The sequence below is a fragment of the Caldalkalibacillus mannanilyticus JCM 10596 genome (genome assembly GCF_000615945.1).
In the GTDB taxonomy this organism is placed as follows: Bacteria; Bacillota; Bacilli; order Caldalkalibacillales; family JCM-10596; genus Bacillus_AT; species Bacillus_AT mannanilyticus.
The window spans coordinates 21,595-40,230 of sequence record NZ_BAMO01000006.1; the positions used below are offsets into that span (position 1 = coordinate 21,595).

Annotated in this window: 9 protein-coding genes, 6 pseudogenes and 1 other annotated feature; of the genes and pseudogenes, 3 read left to right on the forward strand and 12 right to left on the reverse strand. The window is 42.0% G+C overall.

Annotation, left to right across the window (positions count from 1 at the left end):
• Positions 1-20: 20 nt before the first annotated feature.
• Positions 21-518 (forward strand): DUF1850 domain-containing protein, encoded by a 498-nt coding sequence (locus JCM10596_RS04905; RefSeq protein ID WP_159102315.1) that lies wholly within the window; start codon positions 21-23, stop codon positions 516-518.
• Positions 508-2,469 (forward strand): TRAP transporter permease, encoded by a 1,962-nt coding sequence (locus tag JCM10596_RS04910; protein ID WP_025026169.1) that lies wholly within the window; start codon positions 508-510, stop codon positions 2,467-2,469. Before JCM10596_RS04905 ends, JCM10596_RS04910 begins: the two co-directional genes overlap by 11 nt.
• A gap of 72 nt (positions 2,470-2,541) precedes the next feature.
• Here the strand turns inward: JCM10596_RS04910 and JCM10596_RS04915 are convergent, their stop codons facing one another.
• From JCM10596_RS04915 to JCM10596_RS23955, 6 genes and pseudogenes are all read right to left on the reverse strand, one after another.
• Positions 2,542-3,399 carry a sulfurtransferase gene (locus tag JCM10596_RS04915; protein ID WP_025026170.1) on the reverse strand — a complete coding sequence of 286 codons (858 nt, stop codon included), beginning with the start codon at positions 3,397-3,399 and terminating at the stop codon, positions 2,542-2,544.
• The gene (trpS, locus tag JCM10596_RS04920) at positions 3,396-4,376 is read right to left on the reverse strand and encodes a tryptophan--tRNA ligase (protein ID WP_025026171.1); all 981 of its coding nucleotides are present in this window, start codon (positions 4,374-4,376) and stop codon (positions 3,396-3,398) included. The genes JCM10596_RS04915 and trpS overlap by 4 nt, the downstream gene beginning before the upstream one ends.
• A gap of 130 nt (positions 4,377-4,506) precedes the next feature.
• Positions 4,507-4,687, reverse strand: a binding site (T-box leader).
• Positions 4,688-4,744: 57 nt separating this feature from the next.
• Positions 4,745-5,865 (reverse strand): annotated as a pseudogene (locus JCM10596_RS23940) (M20/M25/M40 family metallo-hydrolase).
• 84 nt (positions 5,866-5,949) lie between these two features.
• Positions 5,950-7,496, reverse strand: a pseudogene (locus tag JCM10596_RS23945) (acyl-CoA carboxylase subunit beta).
• A 41-nt stretch (positions 7,497-7,537) separates the two neighbouring features.
• Positions 7,538-8,370, reverse strand: a pseudogene (gene mce / locus JCM10596_RS23950) (methylmalonyl-CoA epimerase).
• Positions 8,371-8,382: 12 nt separating this feature from the next.
• Positions 8,383-10,037, reverse strand: a pseudogene (locus tag JCM10596_RS23955) (acyl-CoA mutase large subunit family protein).
• Positions 10,038-10,130: 93 nt separating this feature from the next.
• Here JCM10596_RS23955 and prli42 point away from each other — a divergent pair.
• A complete protein-coding gene (gene prli42 / locus JCM10596_RS29450; protein ID WP_159102316.1) occupies positions 10,131-10,226 on the forward strand; it encodes a stressosome-associated protein Prli42 in 96 nt (31 codons plus the stop codon).
• Positions 10,227-10,409: 183 nt separating this feature from the next.
• Here the strand turns inward: prli42 and JCM10596_RS04950 are convergent, their stop codons facing one another.
• The 6 genes and pseudogenes from JCM10596_RS04950 to JCM10596_RS04975 form a co-directional block, all read right to left on the reverse strand.
• Positions 10,410-11,708 carry a dihydrolipoamide acetyltransferase family protein gene (locus JCM10596_RS04950; protein WP_025026172.1) on the reverse strand — a complete coding sequence of 433 codons (1,299 nt, stop codon included), beginning with the start codon at positions 11,706-11,708 and terminating at the stop codon, positions 10,410-10,412.
• 12 nt (positions 11,709-11,720) lie between these two features.
• Positions 11,721-12,704, reverse strand: coding sequence for an alpha-ketoacid dehydrogenase subunit beta (locus tag JCM10596_RS04955; RefSeq protein WP_025026173.1), 984 nt, complete (start codon positions 12,702-12,704; stop codon positions 11,721-11,723).
• Between the two features lie 17 nt (positions 12,705-12,721).
• Positions 12,722-13,714: a thiamine pyrophosphate-dependent dehydrogenase E1 component subunit alpha gene (locus tag JCM10596_RS04960; protein ID WP_025026174.1), complete on the reverse strand. Its 993-nt coding sequence runs from the start codon at positions 13,712-13,714 to the stop codon at positions 12,722-12,724.
• Between the two features lie 48 nt (positions 13,715-13,762).
• A pseudogene (lpdA, locus tag JCM10596_RS23960) lies at positions 13,763-15,185 on the reverse strand (dihydrolipoyl dehydrogenase).
• Between the two features lie 41 nt (positions 15,186-15,226).
• A pseudogene (locus JCM10596_RS23965) lies at positions 15,227-16,317 on the reverse strand (Leu/Phe/Val dehydrogenase).
• Positions 16,318-16,573: 256 nt separating this feature from the next.
• Positions 16,574-18,634 carry a sigma-54 interaction domain-containing protein gene (locus JCM10596_RS04975; protein WP_025026175.1) on the reverse strand — a complete coding sequence of 687 codons (2,061 nt, stop codon included), beginning with the start codon at positions 18,632-18,634 and terminating at the stop codon, positions 16,574-16,576.
• Positions 18,635-18,636 lie beyond the last annotated feature (2 nt).

Here is an 18,636-nt window from a genome sequence, read left to right on the forward strand (position 1 = left end):
TAAAGCTGAAATCCAGAGGATTGATTGTTTTACTGCTCTTGACGTTTCTCATTGTCTATTTACTTATACCTACTCAATCAGCTTTAATGATTATTGATGGAAAAAAGAATGAAATAGTATTTCTTTACGCTTTAAATAAGGATGAAAGATTTTCGCTTCAACACATTCATTCCATACATAAAACTCCAATAATTGAAAACTTTTATGTAGATGATCAGCAGCAGATCGTATTAGAAGAAGTAATCTACGAATCCTATGGGGTAGGTACCCCCTCATCTGTTGAACCAGGTCAAACCTTCAGGCAAGAGGATGGTAAATACATTATCGGGAATATTCAGAGGACCTTCCCTTTTTTTGATCTCTCGATTGGACAAGTTATCGCCAATCACCAATTACATATTAACGATCAAACAATACCGCTCTCTTCCCTTGCAACTTCTGGGAATTGGGTGCGTTTTCAAAGCAAAAAAGTTTCACTAATGACATTATGGAAGGAAGGTGCTGCTTATGGCAGATAAGACGATCCCTCAAGAGGAAAAAATCTCTGATGATCAAGCAAGAGAGATGATCTCTAAATATGATAAAGAATCATCCTACCGTAATTTAAAAGGTAAAATGGGTTGGATTGTCACCATCATGGCGATTGGTTTTTCGATCTATCAATTATATGCATCCATCCTACCACCACCACCAGCTCAAATCCATCGTTCCATTCACTTAGCTTTTGCTCTGGGCCTTATCTTCTTACTTTTTCCTGGAACGAAAAAAGCGGATCGATCTAAGGTGTCCATTCTTGATGGGATCTTAGCTATTGGGGCCATTTCTTCCAGCTTATACTGGTTATTTAATTTCGATTCACTGATTACTCGCGTGGGTGCTTTTAATCAAACGGATATCATTGTTGGTGGAATCGTCATTTTATTTGTATTAGAAGCAACAAGAAGGGTCGTTGGAGTCCCTATTGTCGTTATTGCTATTATTTTCATGATCTATGCATTATACGGAAATCATTTGCCTGGTTTCTTAGAGCATAGAGGCGTATCGTTAACACGTTTGGTTGGTCATACTTTCTTCACCTTAGAAGGAATCTTAGGTACTCCACTAAGTGTATCGGCAACCTTTATCTTTCTATTCTTGCTTTTTGGAGCGTTTCTAGAGAAAAGTGGTGTTGGCTCCTATTTTAATGATCTCGCTTTGCGAGTGGCTGGTAAACGAGTAGGTGGACCGGCGAAAGTAGCCATCTTCTCAAGTGCCTTACAGGGAACCATTAGCGGAAGCTCAGTTGCCAATGTTGCCACATCAGGCTCCTTTACCATCCCCATGATGAAAAGATTAGGGTATCGTCCTGCTTTTGCAGGCGGAGTTGAGGCTGCTGCATCTACAGGTGGACAGCTAATGCCTCCTATTATGGGCGCAGCGGCATTCCTTATGGCAGAGTTTACAGGAATCTCGTATTGGGAAATTGCCAAGGCAGCCGCTATTCCTGCGATCCTCTATTTTACGGGGATATGGATTATGGTTCACCTCGAAGCCAAGCGCATTGGATTAAGAGGATTGAAAGAGGAAGAACTACCCGATAAGAAAGAAGTACTGAAGAAGTTATATCTTCTCACTCCTATTATTGCTATTATTGTCTTTCTGATGATGGGTGTATCTCCTTTACGTGCTGCCCTCTATGGAATCCTGACCACGATTGTAGTCAGCTCCTTTCGAAAAGAAACAAGGCTGTCGATTAAAGATATCTTTCAAGCCTTGGAAAATGGAGCACGAGCAGCGCTTGGTGTAGCTGCTGCGACTGCAACTGCTGGGATTATTGTTGGAGTTGTTACTTTAACAGGTGTCGGGCTGAAGTTTGCCAATGGTCTTCTCGGTTTATCTGGTGGACATGTTTTATTAACTTTATTTTTCACCATGATTGCCTCTATCATTTTAGGAATGGGAACACCAACGACAGCCAATTACATTATTACTTCAACTATTGCTGCACCAGCCATTATAGCACTAGGAGCACCTGTCTTATCAGCTCACTTATTTACCTTCTATTTCGGAATTGTAGCTGATATTACACCGCCTGTCTGCCTAGCCGCCTTTGCCGCCGCCGGAATTGCCAAAAGTAAACCGATGGCGACTGGGATTAATGCATCAAAGCTGGCGATTGCCGCCTTTATTATCCCCTACATCTTTGTCATGTCTCCACAGATCTTAATGATTCAAGGGACATGGATTGATTCCCTCCTAAGTATAGCGACTGCTATTATAGGGATGATTGGAATAAGTGTCGGGATGATCGGTTTCGGATTGGTCACCATGCCAAAATGGCAACGAGCTTGGGCTGTTATTGCAGGGTTAATTCTTATTTACCCAGGTATTATGACCGATACCTTTGGCTTAACCTCCCTAGCCATCATCTTAGGCTTGCAGATAATGGCATCTAGAAACAAAAAAGATGGACAACTCGCTCAGAGCTAATCCATTCTAATAAAAAAAGGGCGTACGATGGTGAATGACTCACCAGTACGTCCTTTTTTACATCCTTTTTTCCTACCATGCTTTGTCAGTTTTCTTTTCAACAGGATTCTCGGTATAGGAACACCAATCACTCCAGCTTCCTACATATAATTTAGGCTTAAGCCCAAGCTCTTCAAAAGCCATTACATTTACACAGGCTGTCACCCCAGAGCCACAGTAGACAACAAGCTCTTTATTTGAAGCCTTGACATACTTTTGGAGTAACTGCTCCTGTTCCCCTTTTGTCTTCCAAAATCCCTCTGAGTCCAGTCGATCTTTCCAAAATTCTTGAATAGCACCAGGAATATGTCCTGCTACTGGATCTATATCTTCTTGCTCTCCGAGATATCTCTCTTTTGCCCTAGAGTCAACAATGACACACTCTGTGTCCATTACTCTATTTTTGACCTCAGCCATAGATAGAACTCGATCCTCTTGAAGCTGAGCTGTGAAGGAATTCGGTTGTGGTTCAATGATCTCCTGTGATAAGGGATAGCCTGCTTTTTTCCAAGCAGAAAATCCTCCATCTAAGACTTTCACTTCTTCATGCCCCAAATACTTTAACAACCACCATAGACGCGAAGCCATTGCCCCACCCTGATCATCGTAAGCAATAACAAGCTTCTCTGGACCAATCCCTACTCTTTCTAGCTTTTGAACAAACAGAGAGATATCAGGTAAAGGATGCCTGCCACCATGCTCTTGTTTGGCACCGGATAAATCCTGCTCAAGATCAAAATAGTGTGAATTTGGGATATGCTCCAGCAGAAACTGTTCTCTTCCCCACGTTGGCTTCCCTAATTCAAAGCGACAATCTATGATCACGATATTCGTCCGTTGCAAATTTTCATTCAGCCATTCAACTGAAACGAGATTGGAATATGAGCTCATATTCCTAAGCCTATCGCTTTCTTCACTTTAGCAAGGGTTTCGTTCGCTGTAATACTTGCCTTAACTGCACCATGCTTAAGAATAGAATCTAGCTCAGTCGATTGTAGATAATAATGATACTTTTCTTGAATGGGACTCATTCGTTCAATGACTGCTTCAGCTAATTCGCCTTTAAGAGCGCCATAGCCTTTTCCGCTAAAATGCTTTTCGACCTCTGCCATAGATTGATCGGTCATCGCTGCATAGATCGTTAATAGATTACTAATGGCTGGTTTATTTTCTGCATCAAAGCGTATTTCATTATCCGAATCTGTCACGGCACGCTTGATTTTCTTCTCAATCACCTTAGGCTCATCTAAGATAGAAATGAAGCTACCTTCATTAGGATTGCTCTTGCTCATTTTGGTAGTAGGATCGTCTAACGACATGATTCTGCTTCCGAATTCAGCAATCATTGGCTCAGGGATTACAAAAATCTCTCCATACTTAGCATTCATACGTTCTGCTAAATCTCTGGTTAATTCTAAGTGCTGCTTCTGATCATCCCCTACTGGAACATGTGTCGTCTGATACAACAGAATATCCGCTGCCATAAGAGGTGGGTACGTGAGTAAACCTGCAGGAATACTTGTATTTGCCTTTGATTTGTCTTTGAATTGAGTCATTCTTTCTAGCTCACCCATATAAGAATGGGTAATCATGATCCAGCCTAGTTCAGTATGCGCTGATACATCTGATTGAACAAATAATGTGGCTTTGTCGGGGTTAATCCCCACCGCTAAATAAAGAGCGGCTAAACTGCGAATATTATGCTTTAGGTTTTCGATTGTTTTTGGAACGGTAATGGCATGATGATCGACAATGCAAAAATGACAATTCGCTTCATGCTGTAGACGAACAAAATGCTGCAACGCTCCAATGTAATTACCAAGGGTGAGTGATCCACTAGGCTGAATACCTGATAGAATTGTTTTCATCTTTTCTCTTCCTCTCTTTCATTTTTCCTCTTATTTTTCTTCATTCAAGGCGATTAGCATATTCGTGCCCAAAGCAGAATCATTGCCGGCGATATCCTTATTGAATGCAAAAAGGGCTCCTCATCCATATGTAAAGGACGAGGAACCCGTGGTGCCACCTTTATTAGTCTATGATTATTAATTAGCCATAAACTCACTCTTCATCACATTGCTCAGAAGCCCATTCGGCTAGATTCCCATACTGATTTGCACCACCCATCAGCTCTCTGAAATGTTTCTTCTAGCTTACTTTTCTTCCTCATCGCGTGCTTATATCATAATGTAATTTCTATCTTACCTCTCCCATTTGGAAAAATCAAGTGCTTTTTCTAAGCTTCTTCCGCAATAGATTGAGTAAGAGCGATAAAAAGCTCTGTCGTTTTATTTAACTCCTCAATCGGCATTCGCTCATTTTTGGTGTGGATAAACTCATAACCAACGGCTAAATTCACTGTGGGAATCCCATGTCCTGCAATTACATTGGCATCTGAACCTCCTCCACTTGCCAGAAGCTAGGTTCTCGACCAATTCGACGCACTGCCTTTTCTGCGATTTGAACCACATGATCCTCTTGTGAGAATTTGAATCCTGGATACATGACCTCAATCTCAACCTCAGCCTTTGTATTAAACTCCTTGGCTACATGTTCATAGGCTTCTTTCATTTTCTGAACCTGTTTTTCCATTTTCTCAGGCACTAAGCTTCTCGCTTCAGCTAGGATATCCACGCGATCACAAACGATATTGGTGGCTCCCCCTCCTTCAAAGCGTCCAATATTCGCTGTTGTTTCCTCATCAATACGGCCTAAGGGCATTCTTGAGATCGCCTTGCTTGCTACTTGAATCGCGCTTATTCCATCCTCTGGATTGACACCCGCATGAGCTGATTTACCATACACTGTTGCACGGACTTTGGCTTGGGTCGGAGCCGCTACGATAATATCTCCAACAGGTCCATTGCTATCGAAAGCAAAACCTAATTGAGCATGTAATAGACTTGGATCTAGAGCCTTTGCCCCCACTAAGCCTGATTCTTCACCCACCGTTATTACGAGCTGGATATCGCCATGCTTTAAGCCTTTTTCCTTGATCACCTTGATACCCTCTAGCATAGCGGCAAGCCCTGCTTTATCATCACTTCCTAGAATGGTGGTTCCGTCTGTAACAACATACCCATCCTGAACAGAAGGCTTAATTCCTCTCCCTGGAGCCACCGTGTCCATATGCGAGGTAAAATAAATCGGAGTTATATCGGCATTTCCCTTTAGGGTTGCGATCAGATTTCCGGCACCATGTCCAGTGATCTCCTTCGCCTGATCCTCGATGACCTGAAGACCTAGCTCCTCTAGTTTTTGCTTCAGTACCTTAGCAATTTCAGCTTCAAATTTTGTTTCACTGTCGATTTGGACAAGCTCTAGAAACTCATCCAATAATCTATCTCGTTGTATCATTATGTATTTTCCTCCTCTACACTCGCTCACTTTTTTTATCTCTTCATATAATTGGGCTTGAATGGGCTTGCACAAGTTTCTCCACTACAAAGGGATATTGCCATGTTTTTTGGGCGGTCGATGTTCTTTTTTGGTTCGAAGCATCTCCAATGTACTTTTTAGTTTTTTCCTCGTTTCTCTAGGGTCAATCACATCATCTACCATTCCTCTAGCGGCTGCCACATAGGGATTGGCAAATTGATCACGATACTCAGCGATTTTCTTCGCCCTTGCCTCCACTGGATTCTCACTCATCTCAATTTCCTTGGCAAATATCACATTGGCTGCTCCCTCAGGTCCCATTACGGCTATTTCTGCATTAGGCCAAGCAAATACCATATCTGCTCCGATCGCTTTACTATTTAAGGCGACATAGGCACCACCATAAGCCTTCCTTGTTATAACAGTAATCTTGGGAACAGTCGCTTCTGAGTAAGCATATAGGATCTTGCTCCATGCCTAATAATGCCTCCATGCTCTTGATTAATCCCAGGGAAAAAGCCTGTCACATCCTCAAATGTAATCAAGGGAATATTAAAGCAATCGCAGAAACGGATAAAACGAGAGAGCTTATCAGAGGAATTGATATCTAATCCTCCTGCCATGAATTTGGGTTGATTAGCGATAATTCCTACCGACTCACCTGCGATCCGACCAAAACCTACCACAATATTCTTAGCAAAAGAGGCTTGGACTTCCATGAAATCCCCTTCGTCTAAAATGAGGTGGATCAGCTTACGCACATCGTACACTTTTGTTCCTTCAACTGGTACCACCTCTGTCAGCTCTTCAATCCAATCTCCTTCATCCCACCCGTCACTTTCTTTTCTAGGAGGGCTTTCTTGACAGTTTTGTGGAAGGAATTGAATCAGCCGACGAACATTTTCTAGAGCCTCTACCTCATCAGGAGAGGTAAAATGGGCATTTCCGCTAATCGCAGCATGGACTTTAGCCCCACCTAGTTGTTCCGCACTTATTTTTTCACCGGTCACCGATTCAATGACTTTAGGGCCTGTAATAAACATCTGGCTTGTTTCTTCAACCATAAAGACAAAGTCAGTGATAGCTGGAGAATAAACAGCTCCACCAGCACAAGGACCCATGATAACCGAGATTTGTGGAATCACTCCTGAATAAATAGAATTACGATAGAAGATATGACCATACCCATCCAGAGAAACCACACCTTCTTGAATTCTAGCCCCACCGGAGTCATTTAATCCAATAATCGGCGCTCCATTCTTTGCTGCTAAATCCATGATCTTAGCCACTTTTTGGGCATGCATCTCACCTAGGGCTCCACCAAAAACGGTGAAATCTTGGGCAAAAACATATACAAGCCGTCCCTCTATTTTACCATAGCCTGTAACAACACCTTCACCGGGAGCCTCCGCATTTTCCATACCAAAATGACTTCCTCGATGTTCAACAAAAGCATTTAATTCCTCAAAAGTGCCTGGATCTAGCAAGATATTAATTCTCTCTCTTGCTGTCAGCTTGCCTTTTTTGTGTTGCGCTTCGATCCGCTTATCTCCTCCTCCTAGTTCTATTCTTTTCTTTCTTTCATACATGTCATCTATCTTCTGATGCATCAATGACTGTTGTAATGGATCATCTACCTTATAATTCAATCTTAATCCTCCTTATGTTCAGAATCATACTGACATAATTCAAATAACGCACCACCTGATGATTTGGGATGAATGAAGGCAATTTGTGCTCCATGCGCCCCTTCCTTAGGCTGCTCATGGATTAATTGAAGACCATTTTCTTTTAGTTCAGCTAGTCGTTCCTCAATATGCTCTACTTCTAAGGCAATATGGTGAATGCCAGCGCCTCTTTTTTCAATGAATTTGGCAATAGGTCCATCCTGAGAGAGAGATTCTAATAGCTCTATCCTTGTTTCACCCACTCGTAAAAATGCCACACGCACTTGTTCCGATTCCACACTTTCAATACCTTCCAACACAAGTCCAAGCTGTCCTTGATAAAAAAGCAAGGATTCTTCAATTGATAAAACCGCAATTCCGATATGAGCAATTTTCTTCGGAGTTTGCATGGGGCTAGGCTTTTTATTTTTATTTAGAGCAAAGCGGATAAAGTCGGCTGTATCCTTCGTCGATGTTCCTGGAGTGAAAATTTTTCTTATTCCCTTGCTTTCAAGAAAGGGAATATCTTCAGCAGGGATGACTCCTCCTCCGACAACGAGAATATCTCCGGCATCTTGTTCTTCTAGTAATCGAACGACTTCTGGAAATAACTCATTATGGGCTCCAGATAAGCAAGATAAACCAATACAGTCTACATCTTCCTGTATGGCACTTGCTACTATTTGTTCTGGAGATTGCCTTAATCCTGTATAAATTACTTCCATTCCAGCGTCTCTTAGAGCCTGAGCAATCACCAAGCACCTCGATCATGACCATCTAAGCCTGGTTTTGCAACGAGTACACGAATTTTTTCCATACGCTTCCCTCCCTATAAGCCTTGATACTCTCCAAACTCTTTGCGTAATACATTACAAATTTCACCTATTGTTGCATAATGACGAACCGCATTGAGGATTAAGGGCATGAGATTTTCTGTTCCCTGGGCTCCTTTTTGCAAATGGCGTAGCGTTTCTTCTACCTTGCTCGCATCTCTTGATTCTCTTAATTTGATCAATTTTGCTTTTTGTTTTTCGCCTAGGCTTGGATCTACACGTAGAAGCTCTGGCTGTTGCTCATTTTCGATCGTAAATCGATTCATTCCGACCACGATTTCCTCTGCTGATTCTATTTTCTTCTGCATTTCATACGCTGCATGATGAATTTCTCTCTGCATGTATCCTTGCTCAACAGCCGTTACTGCGCCACCTAATTCTTCAATTTTGGCTAAATACTTCTCTACTTCTTGCTCCATTTGATCTGTTAAGGCTTCGACATAATAAGATCCTCCCAGCGGATCTACTGTATGCGTGACCCCGCTCTCATATGCTATGATCTGCTGTGTCCGCAGAGCAATTCTTGCTGAATCCTCTGTCGGTAAGGCTAAGGCTTCGTCCCTAGAGTTGGTATGCAGACTCTGAGTCCCTCCTAACACAGCACTCAAGGCTTGGATAGTGACACGAACAATATTGTTGTCTGGTTGTTGAGCTGTGAGTGTGGAGCCTCCTGTCTGAGTATGAAAGCGAAGCTGTAACGATTTTTCTTTTTGAGCTCCAAAGCGTTCCTTCATGATCCTTGCCCAGATTCGTCTGGCGGCTCTAAATTTGGCTACCTCTTCAAAGAATTGATTATGGGCATTAAAGAAAAAGGCAAGTCGAGGTGCAAATTGATCAATATCTAAGCCTGCATCTAACGCTGCTTGGACATAGGCGATTCCATTGGCAATCGTAAAGGCTAGCTCCTGTACGGCTGTTGACCCTGCTTCCCTAATGTGATATCCACTAATACTGATCGTATTCCATTTAGGAACCTGCTCCACACAATACGCAAATATATCGGTTATGAGGCGCATCGAAGGCTGAGGTGGAAAGATATAGGTGCCTCGAGCAATATATTCCTTTAAGATGTCATTTTGAATCGTGCCTGATAAGGACGTTGAAGGGATTCCTTGCTTTTCTGCTACGGCAATATACATCGCTAATAGAACACTTGCCGGTGCATTAATGGTCATTGATGTGCTCACTTTGTCTAAAGGAATCCCTGTTAAAAGCGCTTCCATATCTTCCAAAGAATCAATTGCTACTCCTACCTTTCCAACTTCACCACGAGCCATGGCATCATCAGAATCATAGCCAATCTGGTGGGTAGATCAAAAGCCACACTTAAACCTGTCTGTCCTTGATCCAATAAATAACGAAATCTTTTATTGGTTTCCTCCGCAGAGCCAAACCCTGCGTATTGTCTCATTGTCCAATTTCTAGCACGATACATCGTAGGTTGAATTCCCCGTGTGAAAGGATATTCACCAGGTAATCCAAGGCGCTCATAATAGTTCGAATCCAGTTGTTCAGGCAAGTAAAGCCGCTCTATCTCAAGATCAGAAGAAGTCATAAACTTGTCTTTCTGTTCAGGAAATTTTTTAATAAGTTCCTCAGTTTTTTCCTTCCATTCCCTGTACAACTGATCGAAGTCCTTGTTTACATCCATGATTTACACCTCTATTTTAATTGATGTAATGATCTTTATCCGTTATCATAGTAATATATTAAATGGAGATTGTGATTAAAGGAGGTAACAGATATGCTACCTAAACGCTTAGTAAAAATAGTAGTTTATGTAATGATTGGTTCACTTTTAGTGTCTACTTTACTTATGGGAGTAGGAGCTTTTTTTTAAGAAAATGCAGAGACAAAACCCTCTATAGTGAGGGTTTTATTCTTTTCTTTCATCCTACCATCTACTCCCTTATTATACCTTACTATAAAGTAGACTTCCATCAAATGGAGGTTTTACTCTAGAATATAAATGAACGGGACCATTTCTGAGCCCGTTCCGTTACCTATTTTATCTACATCTTTCTTACAAACGAGTGGTTTCATCTATGGTTTCTAATTTCTTCTTAATGCTTTGAAGAAATCTGCCACAGACTAATCCATCTAAGATGCGATGATCAAGGGATAGGCACAAATTCACCATATCTCTTACAGCAATCATCCCATCAATGATGACAGGTCTTTTGACAATAGATTCTACACTTAATATAGCCGCTTGAGGATAATTAATGATTGGAGTAGATTGGATCGAACCGAACGAACCTGTATTATTGACTGTAAATGTACCTCCCTGCATTTCCTCTGGAGTTAACTTACCAGCTCTTGTTTTTCTAGCTAAATCATCTATAGACTTGGCAATTCCTAGAATGTTCTTTTCATCCGCATTTTTGATAACGGGAACAAAGAGAGCATCTTCTGTGGCAACCGCTATGGAAATGTTAATATCTTTCTTTTGGATAATTTTGTCTCCAGCCCATTGTGAATTGATAATCGGGAATTCCTTTAATGCTTCCACCGTAGCCTTGATGAAAAAGGGAAGGAAGGTCAAGTTAAGCCCTTCTTTTTGCTTGAATTCATCCTTCAGCTTTGATCTGTATTGCACTAAATTGGTTACGTCCACCTCAATCATCGTCCAAGCATGAGGCGCTTCATGCTTACTTTGTACCATTTTCGTTGCGATTGCCTTGCGGATCCCAGTGACTGGTATCTCAATATCCCCTGCCTGAACAGGTAATGAAACGGTTTTAGCTGGAGGGGTGGAGTGGGAGACTTCTCTACTTACTGCTTCACCAACATTGATCCTCTGTGCGCTTACAGGAGCTTGAGCGGCTTCTTGTGTTGGAACAGGAATTTCTCCGCTCTCAATAATCTGAAGTAAGTCCTTCCGAGTAATACGTCCACCCATTCCACTTCCCTTTACTAGTTCAAGGTCAATATTATGTTCTTGAGATAATTTGAGGACGGCTGGTGAATAACGTTTTCTCATGCTTTGATCAGCAAGTGGAGCGTCGCTGGCAACAGAGGCTTGTGGCATTGTCGATTTTGCTGTAGAAGTCTGATCCGTCGCTGAAGCCACCGCAGCGGTCCCTTCCTCTTGAATGTAGCAAATAAGTCCGCCCACTTCGATTGTTTCTTCTTCTTGAGCTACAATTTCGGTCACAGTTCCAGCAAAAGAAGCTGGCACTTCTGCATTTACTTTATCGGTCATCACTTCACAGAGGGAATCGTATTTCTTGACTCGATCTCCCACTTTGACTAACCATTTACTTATTGTTCCTTCAGTTACACTCTCTCCTAGCTGAGGCATTGTTACTTTCGTGGCCATAGTATCCCTCCCTTAGTACTCTGCTAATTCTCGAATGGCTCTCATAATTTTATCTGGATTAGGCATAAAGAATTTTTCCATTGTTGGAGCATAAGGCATCGCTGGAACATCAGGCCCTGCCAAGCGCTGAATAGGAGCATCCAGTTCAAAAAAGGCATGTTCAGCGATGATCGCGGCAACCTCTCCCAGAAGTCCACCTTCTTTGTTATCCTCATTAATAAGTAATACTTTTCCTGTTTTGGATACGGCTTCGATAATAGATTCTTGATCCAGCGGATAAAGAGTTCTTAAGTCAAGAATATGGGTACTGATCCCTTCTTGAGCTAATTTTTCTGCTGCCTGTAAAGCGTAGTGCAGAGTTAAACCATAAGAGATGACAGTCACATCCGTCCCTTCTCTCTTCACATCTGCTTTACCAATAGGCAAGGTATAATCCGTTTCTGGAACCTCCCCTTTAATTAAACGATAGCAACGCTTATGTTCAAAGAAGAGGATAGGATCATTCGAGCGAATGGCTGCCTTCAATAATCCTTTCACATCGTAAGGGGTTGAAGGAGCTATAATTTTTAATCCCGGTGTATTATTGAACATCGCCTCTACACTTTGAGAGTGGTATAACGCACCATGAACTCCACCACCATAAGGTGCTCTTATGACAAGGGGACATTCCCAATCATTATTGGAACGATAACGTATTTTCGCTGCTTCACTGACAATTTGGTTCACAGCAGGCATGATAAAGTCGGCAAATTGCATTTCTGCAATAGGGCGCATTCCATACATTGCTGCACCTATCGCTACGCCTGCAATGGCTGATTCAGCCAAAGGAGCATCAATGACTCGATCCTCCCCAAACATTTCATATAATCCATCCGTAGCTCGGAAAACCCCACCGCGTTTCCCAACATCTTCACCTACAACAAATACCTTAGAGTCTCTCTCCATCTCTTCTTTGATTGCGAGAGTGACTGCATTTATATAAGAAATGACTGCCATATTATTTCTCCTCCTTCCTATTCCGCATACACATGCAACAAAGCATCCTCAGGATCAGCGTAAGGTGCATTCTCAGCGTATTCTGTGGCACGATCCACTTCTTCTGCTACTTTGTTTTCTAATTCTGCAAATTGCTCCTCAGACATAACGCCTGTTTCAAGCAAATAGGTTCTAAAGCGTTGAATAGGGTCTTCTTTCCGTGCCTCTTGCACTTCTTCTTGATCACGGTAGGTACGATCATCGTCATCACTGGAATGAGGAGTTAAACGATACGTGACCGCTTCAATTAAGGTAGGCCCCTCTCCTCTTCGACCTCTTTCTGCCGCTTCCTTGACTACCTTATAAACCTCTAGAGGGTCATTCCCATCTACACTATATCCAGCCATTCCATATCCAACCGCTCGATCTGCCACACTTTTGCATGCTAGCTGTTTCGAAACTGGAACGGAAATAGCATATTTGTTATTTTCACAGAAGAAGATCACAGGAAGCTTATGCACACCAGCAAAATTAGCTCCTTCATGAAAATCTCCTTGATTGCTTGAACCCTCACCGAAAGAGGTAAAGGCGACAAGATCCTTCCCTTCCATCTTTCCTCCTAGCGCAATGCCTACAGCATGAGGCACTTGAGTTGTTACAGGGGATGAACCTGTGACAATGCGATACTTCTTGGAACCAAAGTGACCAGGCATTTGTCTGCCGCCACTATTAGGATCTTCTTTTTTGGCGAATCCTGATAGCATCAACTCCTGAGCAGTCATACCAAAAGCCAGAACAACACCCATATCGCGGTAATAAGGTAAGGCAAAATCTTTTTCACGATCAAGCGCAAAAGCAGCTCCAACCTGTGCCGCCTCTTGCCCTTGACATGAAATGACAAAAGGGATTTTTCCAGCGCGATTAAGAAGCCACATTCTTTCATCAATTTTTCGGGCTAGTAACATGGTATGATACATCTCGATTACATCTTTATTTGATAATCCTAAGATCTCATGACGATTCTCAGCCATATAAACGCCTCCTTCTTCTAACCTCTCTGGTCATTTTTTGTTCCTTATTTATGAATGAATTTGTTTACCTTCAACAGCTAAAGCAGCTTCGCCCATAATCTCTGACAGGGAAGGATGAGGGTGAATCGTGTGAGCAATCTCCCACGGACTTGCATTAAGCACTAGGGCAAGACCTGCTTCAGAAATCAGGTCTGTCACATGAGGACCAATCATATGTACCCCTAAGAGATCCTCCGTTTTCTCATCCATAACCATTTTCACAAACCCATCATGTTCACCATAAATGAGGGCTTTCCCTATCGCTTTGAAGGAGAATTTACCCACCTTTACAGCAAATCCTCGTTCTCTTGCTTCTGCCTCTGTTAGTCCTACATTGGCAACTTCAGGTCGACTATAGGTACATTTGGCAATCTTGTCGTAATCTAGAGGAGCCGGTGCAAGACCAGCTAGATGTTCAACAGCAAGAATCCCCTCGTGTGAGGCTACATGAGCTAACTGTAATCCTCCAATAACATCTCCGATAGCATAAATATGCGTTTCGTTAGTCTGACAGAACTCATTGACTTGAATGGCTCCTTGTTCTATCCGAATATCTGTATTTTCGATTCCAATGTTTTTAATATTTGGTGCTCTGCCAACAGATACAAGAATTTTTTCCGCTGCAAATTCTTCTTCCTTCTCCTTGCGGCTTGCTTGATGGTAAGACTGATGTTTCCCTAACTAAGGTATCTGGAAGGACTTTGGCTCCAGTGATCACCTTTACTTTTTTCTTTTTTAAGATACGAGTCATCTCTTTACTAATCTCTTCATCTTCTAGAGGAAGAATCCGATCGGCATACTCGATAATCGTTACATTAACTCCAAAATCACTAAGTAAGGACGCCCATTCTATGCCAATTACTCCACCGCCTACAATCACCACAGAAGAAGGTAGCTCTTGCATTTCTAATGCCTCATCACTCGTGATCACTTGCTGTCCATCGATCTCCAGCCCTGGAAGAGTTCGTGGACTAGAGCCAGTGGCAATGATTACATTTTTGGGTATCAGCATTTCATTTTCTTCTCCGTTTGCCTTTTCTACTGAGATGGTCCCTGCTGTAGGGGAGAAAATAGATGGACCTAGAATTCTGCCAAACCCCTCGTATACATCTATTTTTCCTTGTTTCATCAAATATTGAACACCTTTATGCAATTGGTCGACGATCGCCCGCTTTCTAGCCTGAACCTTTTGAAAATCAACTGTTATTTCCTTGGAAATTATTCCAAACTCTTCACTTTTTTGCAACGTTGCAAAAACTTCGGCACTTCTTAGAATCGCCTTCGAGGGAATACAGCCCTTATGCAAACAAGTCCCTCCCAGCTTAGAGGCTTCAACTATCGCTGTCTTTAACCCTAATTGTGAAGCTCTAATTGCGGCTACATAGCCACCTGTTCCGCCTCCTAGGATGACTAAATCATATTCATTTGCCATATCTATTTCTCCCTTCATTCCGGTACTCGTATCAATTATAATTAACGTTGCAGGATACTTCTCCCGTTTTGTAAAAAAGTACTACGTGAATTTTTGAGGGACTGGATTCTTTCTTCTGCCATACGATCTGCTGCTTTATATGTCGGAATTCCATCTCTTTTTGAAATCTCAAACACTTTCTCAATATTTTGAAAAATAGATTCTACCTTTTTCATGGCACGTTCTCGATTATATCCATAGAGTTCGTCGGCAACATTAATTAATCCACCTGCATTTATCACATAATCAGGAGCATAATAGAATCCCATTTCATGTAATACATCTCCATGCCTTTCTTCCTTCAAGACATTATTGGCGGCTCCAGCAATCACTCTTGCCTTTAATTTAGGAATGGTTTCATCATTGATGACGGCACCTAGGGCGTTGGGTGAAAAAATATCGCATTCCACTGTATAAATATCACGAACATCCACTGCTTTTGCACCAAACTCCTCCACAGCCCGTTGGACAGAATCAGAATTAATATCCGTAACAATTAAGCTAGCTCCTTCTTCATGAAGATATCTACATAGATTATAGGAAACGTTACCGACACCTTGGATGGCTACTCTTTTCCCTTCTAATGAGTCATAGCCCCATGCTTGTTTTGCCGTTGCTTTCATTCCAACGTACACACCATAAGCCGTTACCGGAGAGGGGTTGCCGCTACTGCCGAAAGCAGGTGAAATCCCTGTCACATACCGGGTTTCCTCATGAATAATATCCATATCAGCACTGTCGTTCCTACATCCTCAGCTGTAATATAACGTCCATTCAAGCCTTGAATAAATCTGCCAAAGGCGCGGAACATGGCTTCGTTTTTATCCTTACGTGGATCTCCCATGATGACCGTTTTCCCACCACCCAGATTCAAACCGGCTGCCGCTGCTTTATAGGTCATTCCCTTCGCTAGGCGAAGAGCGTCTTCAATCGCTTCAGCTTCACTTTGATACGTCCACATTCTCGTTCCTCCAAGTGCAGGTCCAAGCGTAGTATCATGAATAGCAATGATTGCTTTCAAACCAGATTCTCTATCTTGACACATAACTAATTGCTCATAGTCGTATTTCTCCATATACTCAAATATTTTCATGTTGACTCCCCCCAAGCACTTTATTCCTTTTTTTAACGATTAGATATTAGAATAGTATAGACCAATAGCTCACTTCACATGTATTTAAGCAATTCTTATGCCAATTCTAAAAAAGGTCACAACAAAATGTAAGCGCTTTAATTTTATTGGGGTTTCTTTGACGGAAATGACTAGAGAAATAGATATATACAAAAAAACACGCAATTTCTTGCAGAGTTGTGTGCAATTTTTTGCGTGCAATTTTTTGCTTATATTCTTAGGTAAGCTCATACTTTGATAGTTTGTAGTAAAGATTACGAACAGAGATTTGCAGCTTTTTAGCTACAATCGTTTTATTTCCACGGTATTTCCTTAGCATTTGTTCTAGATATGTCTTCTCTGCCTGCTGGACAACCGCTTCGAGAGGAACTTCTTCCTGAAGAGGATCATTTTGAGTCCGTTCTCCACTGCTCCCTTGTCTTCCTCTCTCTTCTAGGGGAGGCAAATGAATTAACTCGAGAATATTGTCTGTAAATTTCATATTAATGATCGCTCGACTGATGACATTTTCAAGCTCACGAACATTGCCAGGCCAATGATATTGTTTGAGATAGAGAATCGCTTCAGCGGAAGCTGAGTCAATTTGTCTCCCATATTCTAAATTATATTTTCGAAGGAGATGTGAAACGAGTGCGTCCATATCACTTTGCCGTTCTCTTAATGAAGGAACATGGATTGGTAATACATTTAAGCGATAGTAGAGATCTTCACGAAAGGCTCCTGCTTGAATCGCTTTTTCAAGGTGAACATTGGTTGCTGCAATAATTCTAACATTGATCGCAATTGACTTTGTGCCTCCAACACGGACAATTTCTTTTTCTTGTAGGACTCTAAGCAGCTTCGCTTGAGTGTTTAGGGAGATTTCGCCAATCTCATCCAGAAAAATGGTTCCTCCATTGGCTTCCTCAAATAACCCTTGTTTTCCACCCCTTCGCGCCCCAGTAAAAGCTCCTTCTTCATAACCAAATAGTTCACTTTCTAATAAATGGTCAGATAGTGCCGCACAATTGACTCGAATAAATTGGTTATACTTTCGTTCACTTTCATTATGAATAGCATGCGCGAACAATTCCTTCCCTGTTCCCGATTCCCCTCTAAGAAGAACCGTAGCAGGAGTGGCAGCCGCTTTCTTCGCCTGCTCTATGGCTAGCCTCATCGGTCTGCTATCTCCAATGATCTCCTCGAAGGTGTATTTCGCTTCAAGTCTTCGAATAATTCTCCTTGCTCGATCTAGTTCAGCAGTTAGCTTCTTAATTTCTGAAATATCATGAACGATCCCGACACTTCCCTTGACTTCACCGTCTACCATGACAGGGGCTACATTAACCAAGACCTCACGCCTTTGTTTTCCCACCTTCATATGAACGCCTCGAATGGCTCTCTTCAGCTTCAAAACCTTCATATGCATGCTTTCTCCCTCATAGATGTCCGTTTCTGCTGGTTTCCCTAGCACCTCCACAGGACTTAGCCCAGTAAGCCTGGTATATGCTGGGTTAATCATCCAGCCAATTCCATGCTCATTAACAACAGAAATCGCATCATCCGAAGAATTAATGATCGCTTCTAGGATACTTTGGGTTCTTTTCAGTTCAGTAACTTCCTCCGTAAGATTGGTCACATCGGTGACATCTCTAAACACAGCAACGGCTCCAACGACTTCTCCATCCTGGTTAATGACAGGTACTCGATTCGTAATGATTTTTCGTTTAGAGTAAAGATATTGTTCATGATTGATTTCTGGTTGCCCCGTTTGCAGAACGATATCCAAACGACTATTAGGAATGATTTTTATAGATCGCTCCCCCACGGCTTCTTCGGCAGTAATACCAATCATTCGTTCAGCAGCTCTATTAAATAAGGTTATAAGCCCTTCCTTATTGACAGCAATCATCCCATCATAGGTTGAATTAAGAATAATGGTTAGCTCTTGTTGATGATGCTTTAATTGTTCAATCAAATTTTCTTTCTCATCGATTAAACCCATCATCATTTGAGCAATACTACCAGGAATGACCACCGTATGCTTTGGCTTACCATTTCTTATCTCCTCAAATATCTCTTCTCGTCCTGTTGTATCGATAATGATCTCGACCTCTTCTGAAAGCAACGTCTGATAATTGACAGCGGTAGGAATCTCATATTTCCTTGCTTCCATCATTCCTGTAGCGTTTACATTATGGTCTGCTATGCCGATGATTTTCAGCGCTTCAATCTGACGCAATGTTTTTAATAGAGCTGTTCCTCCTCTACCCGCACCTACAATTAAGACTTTGCGCAATC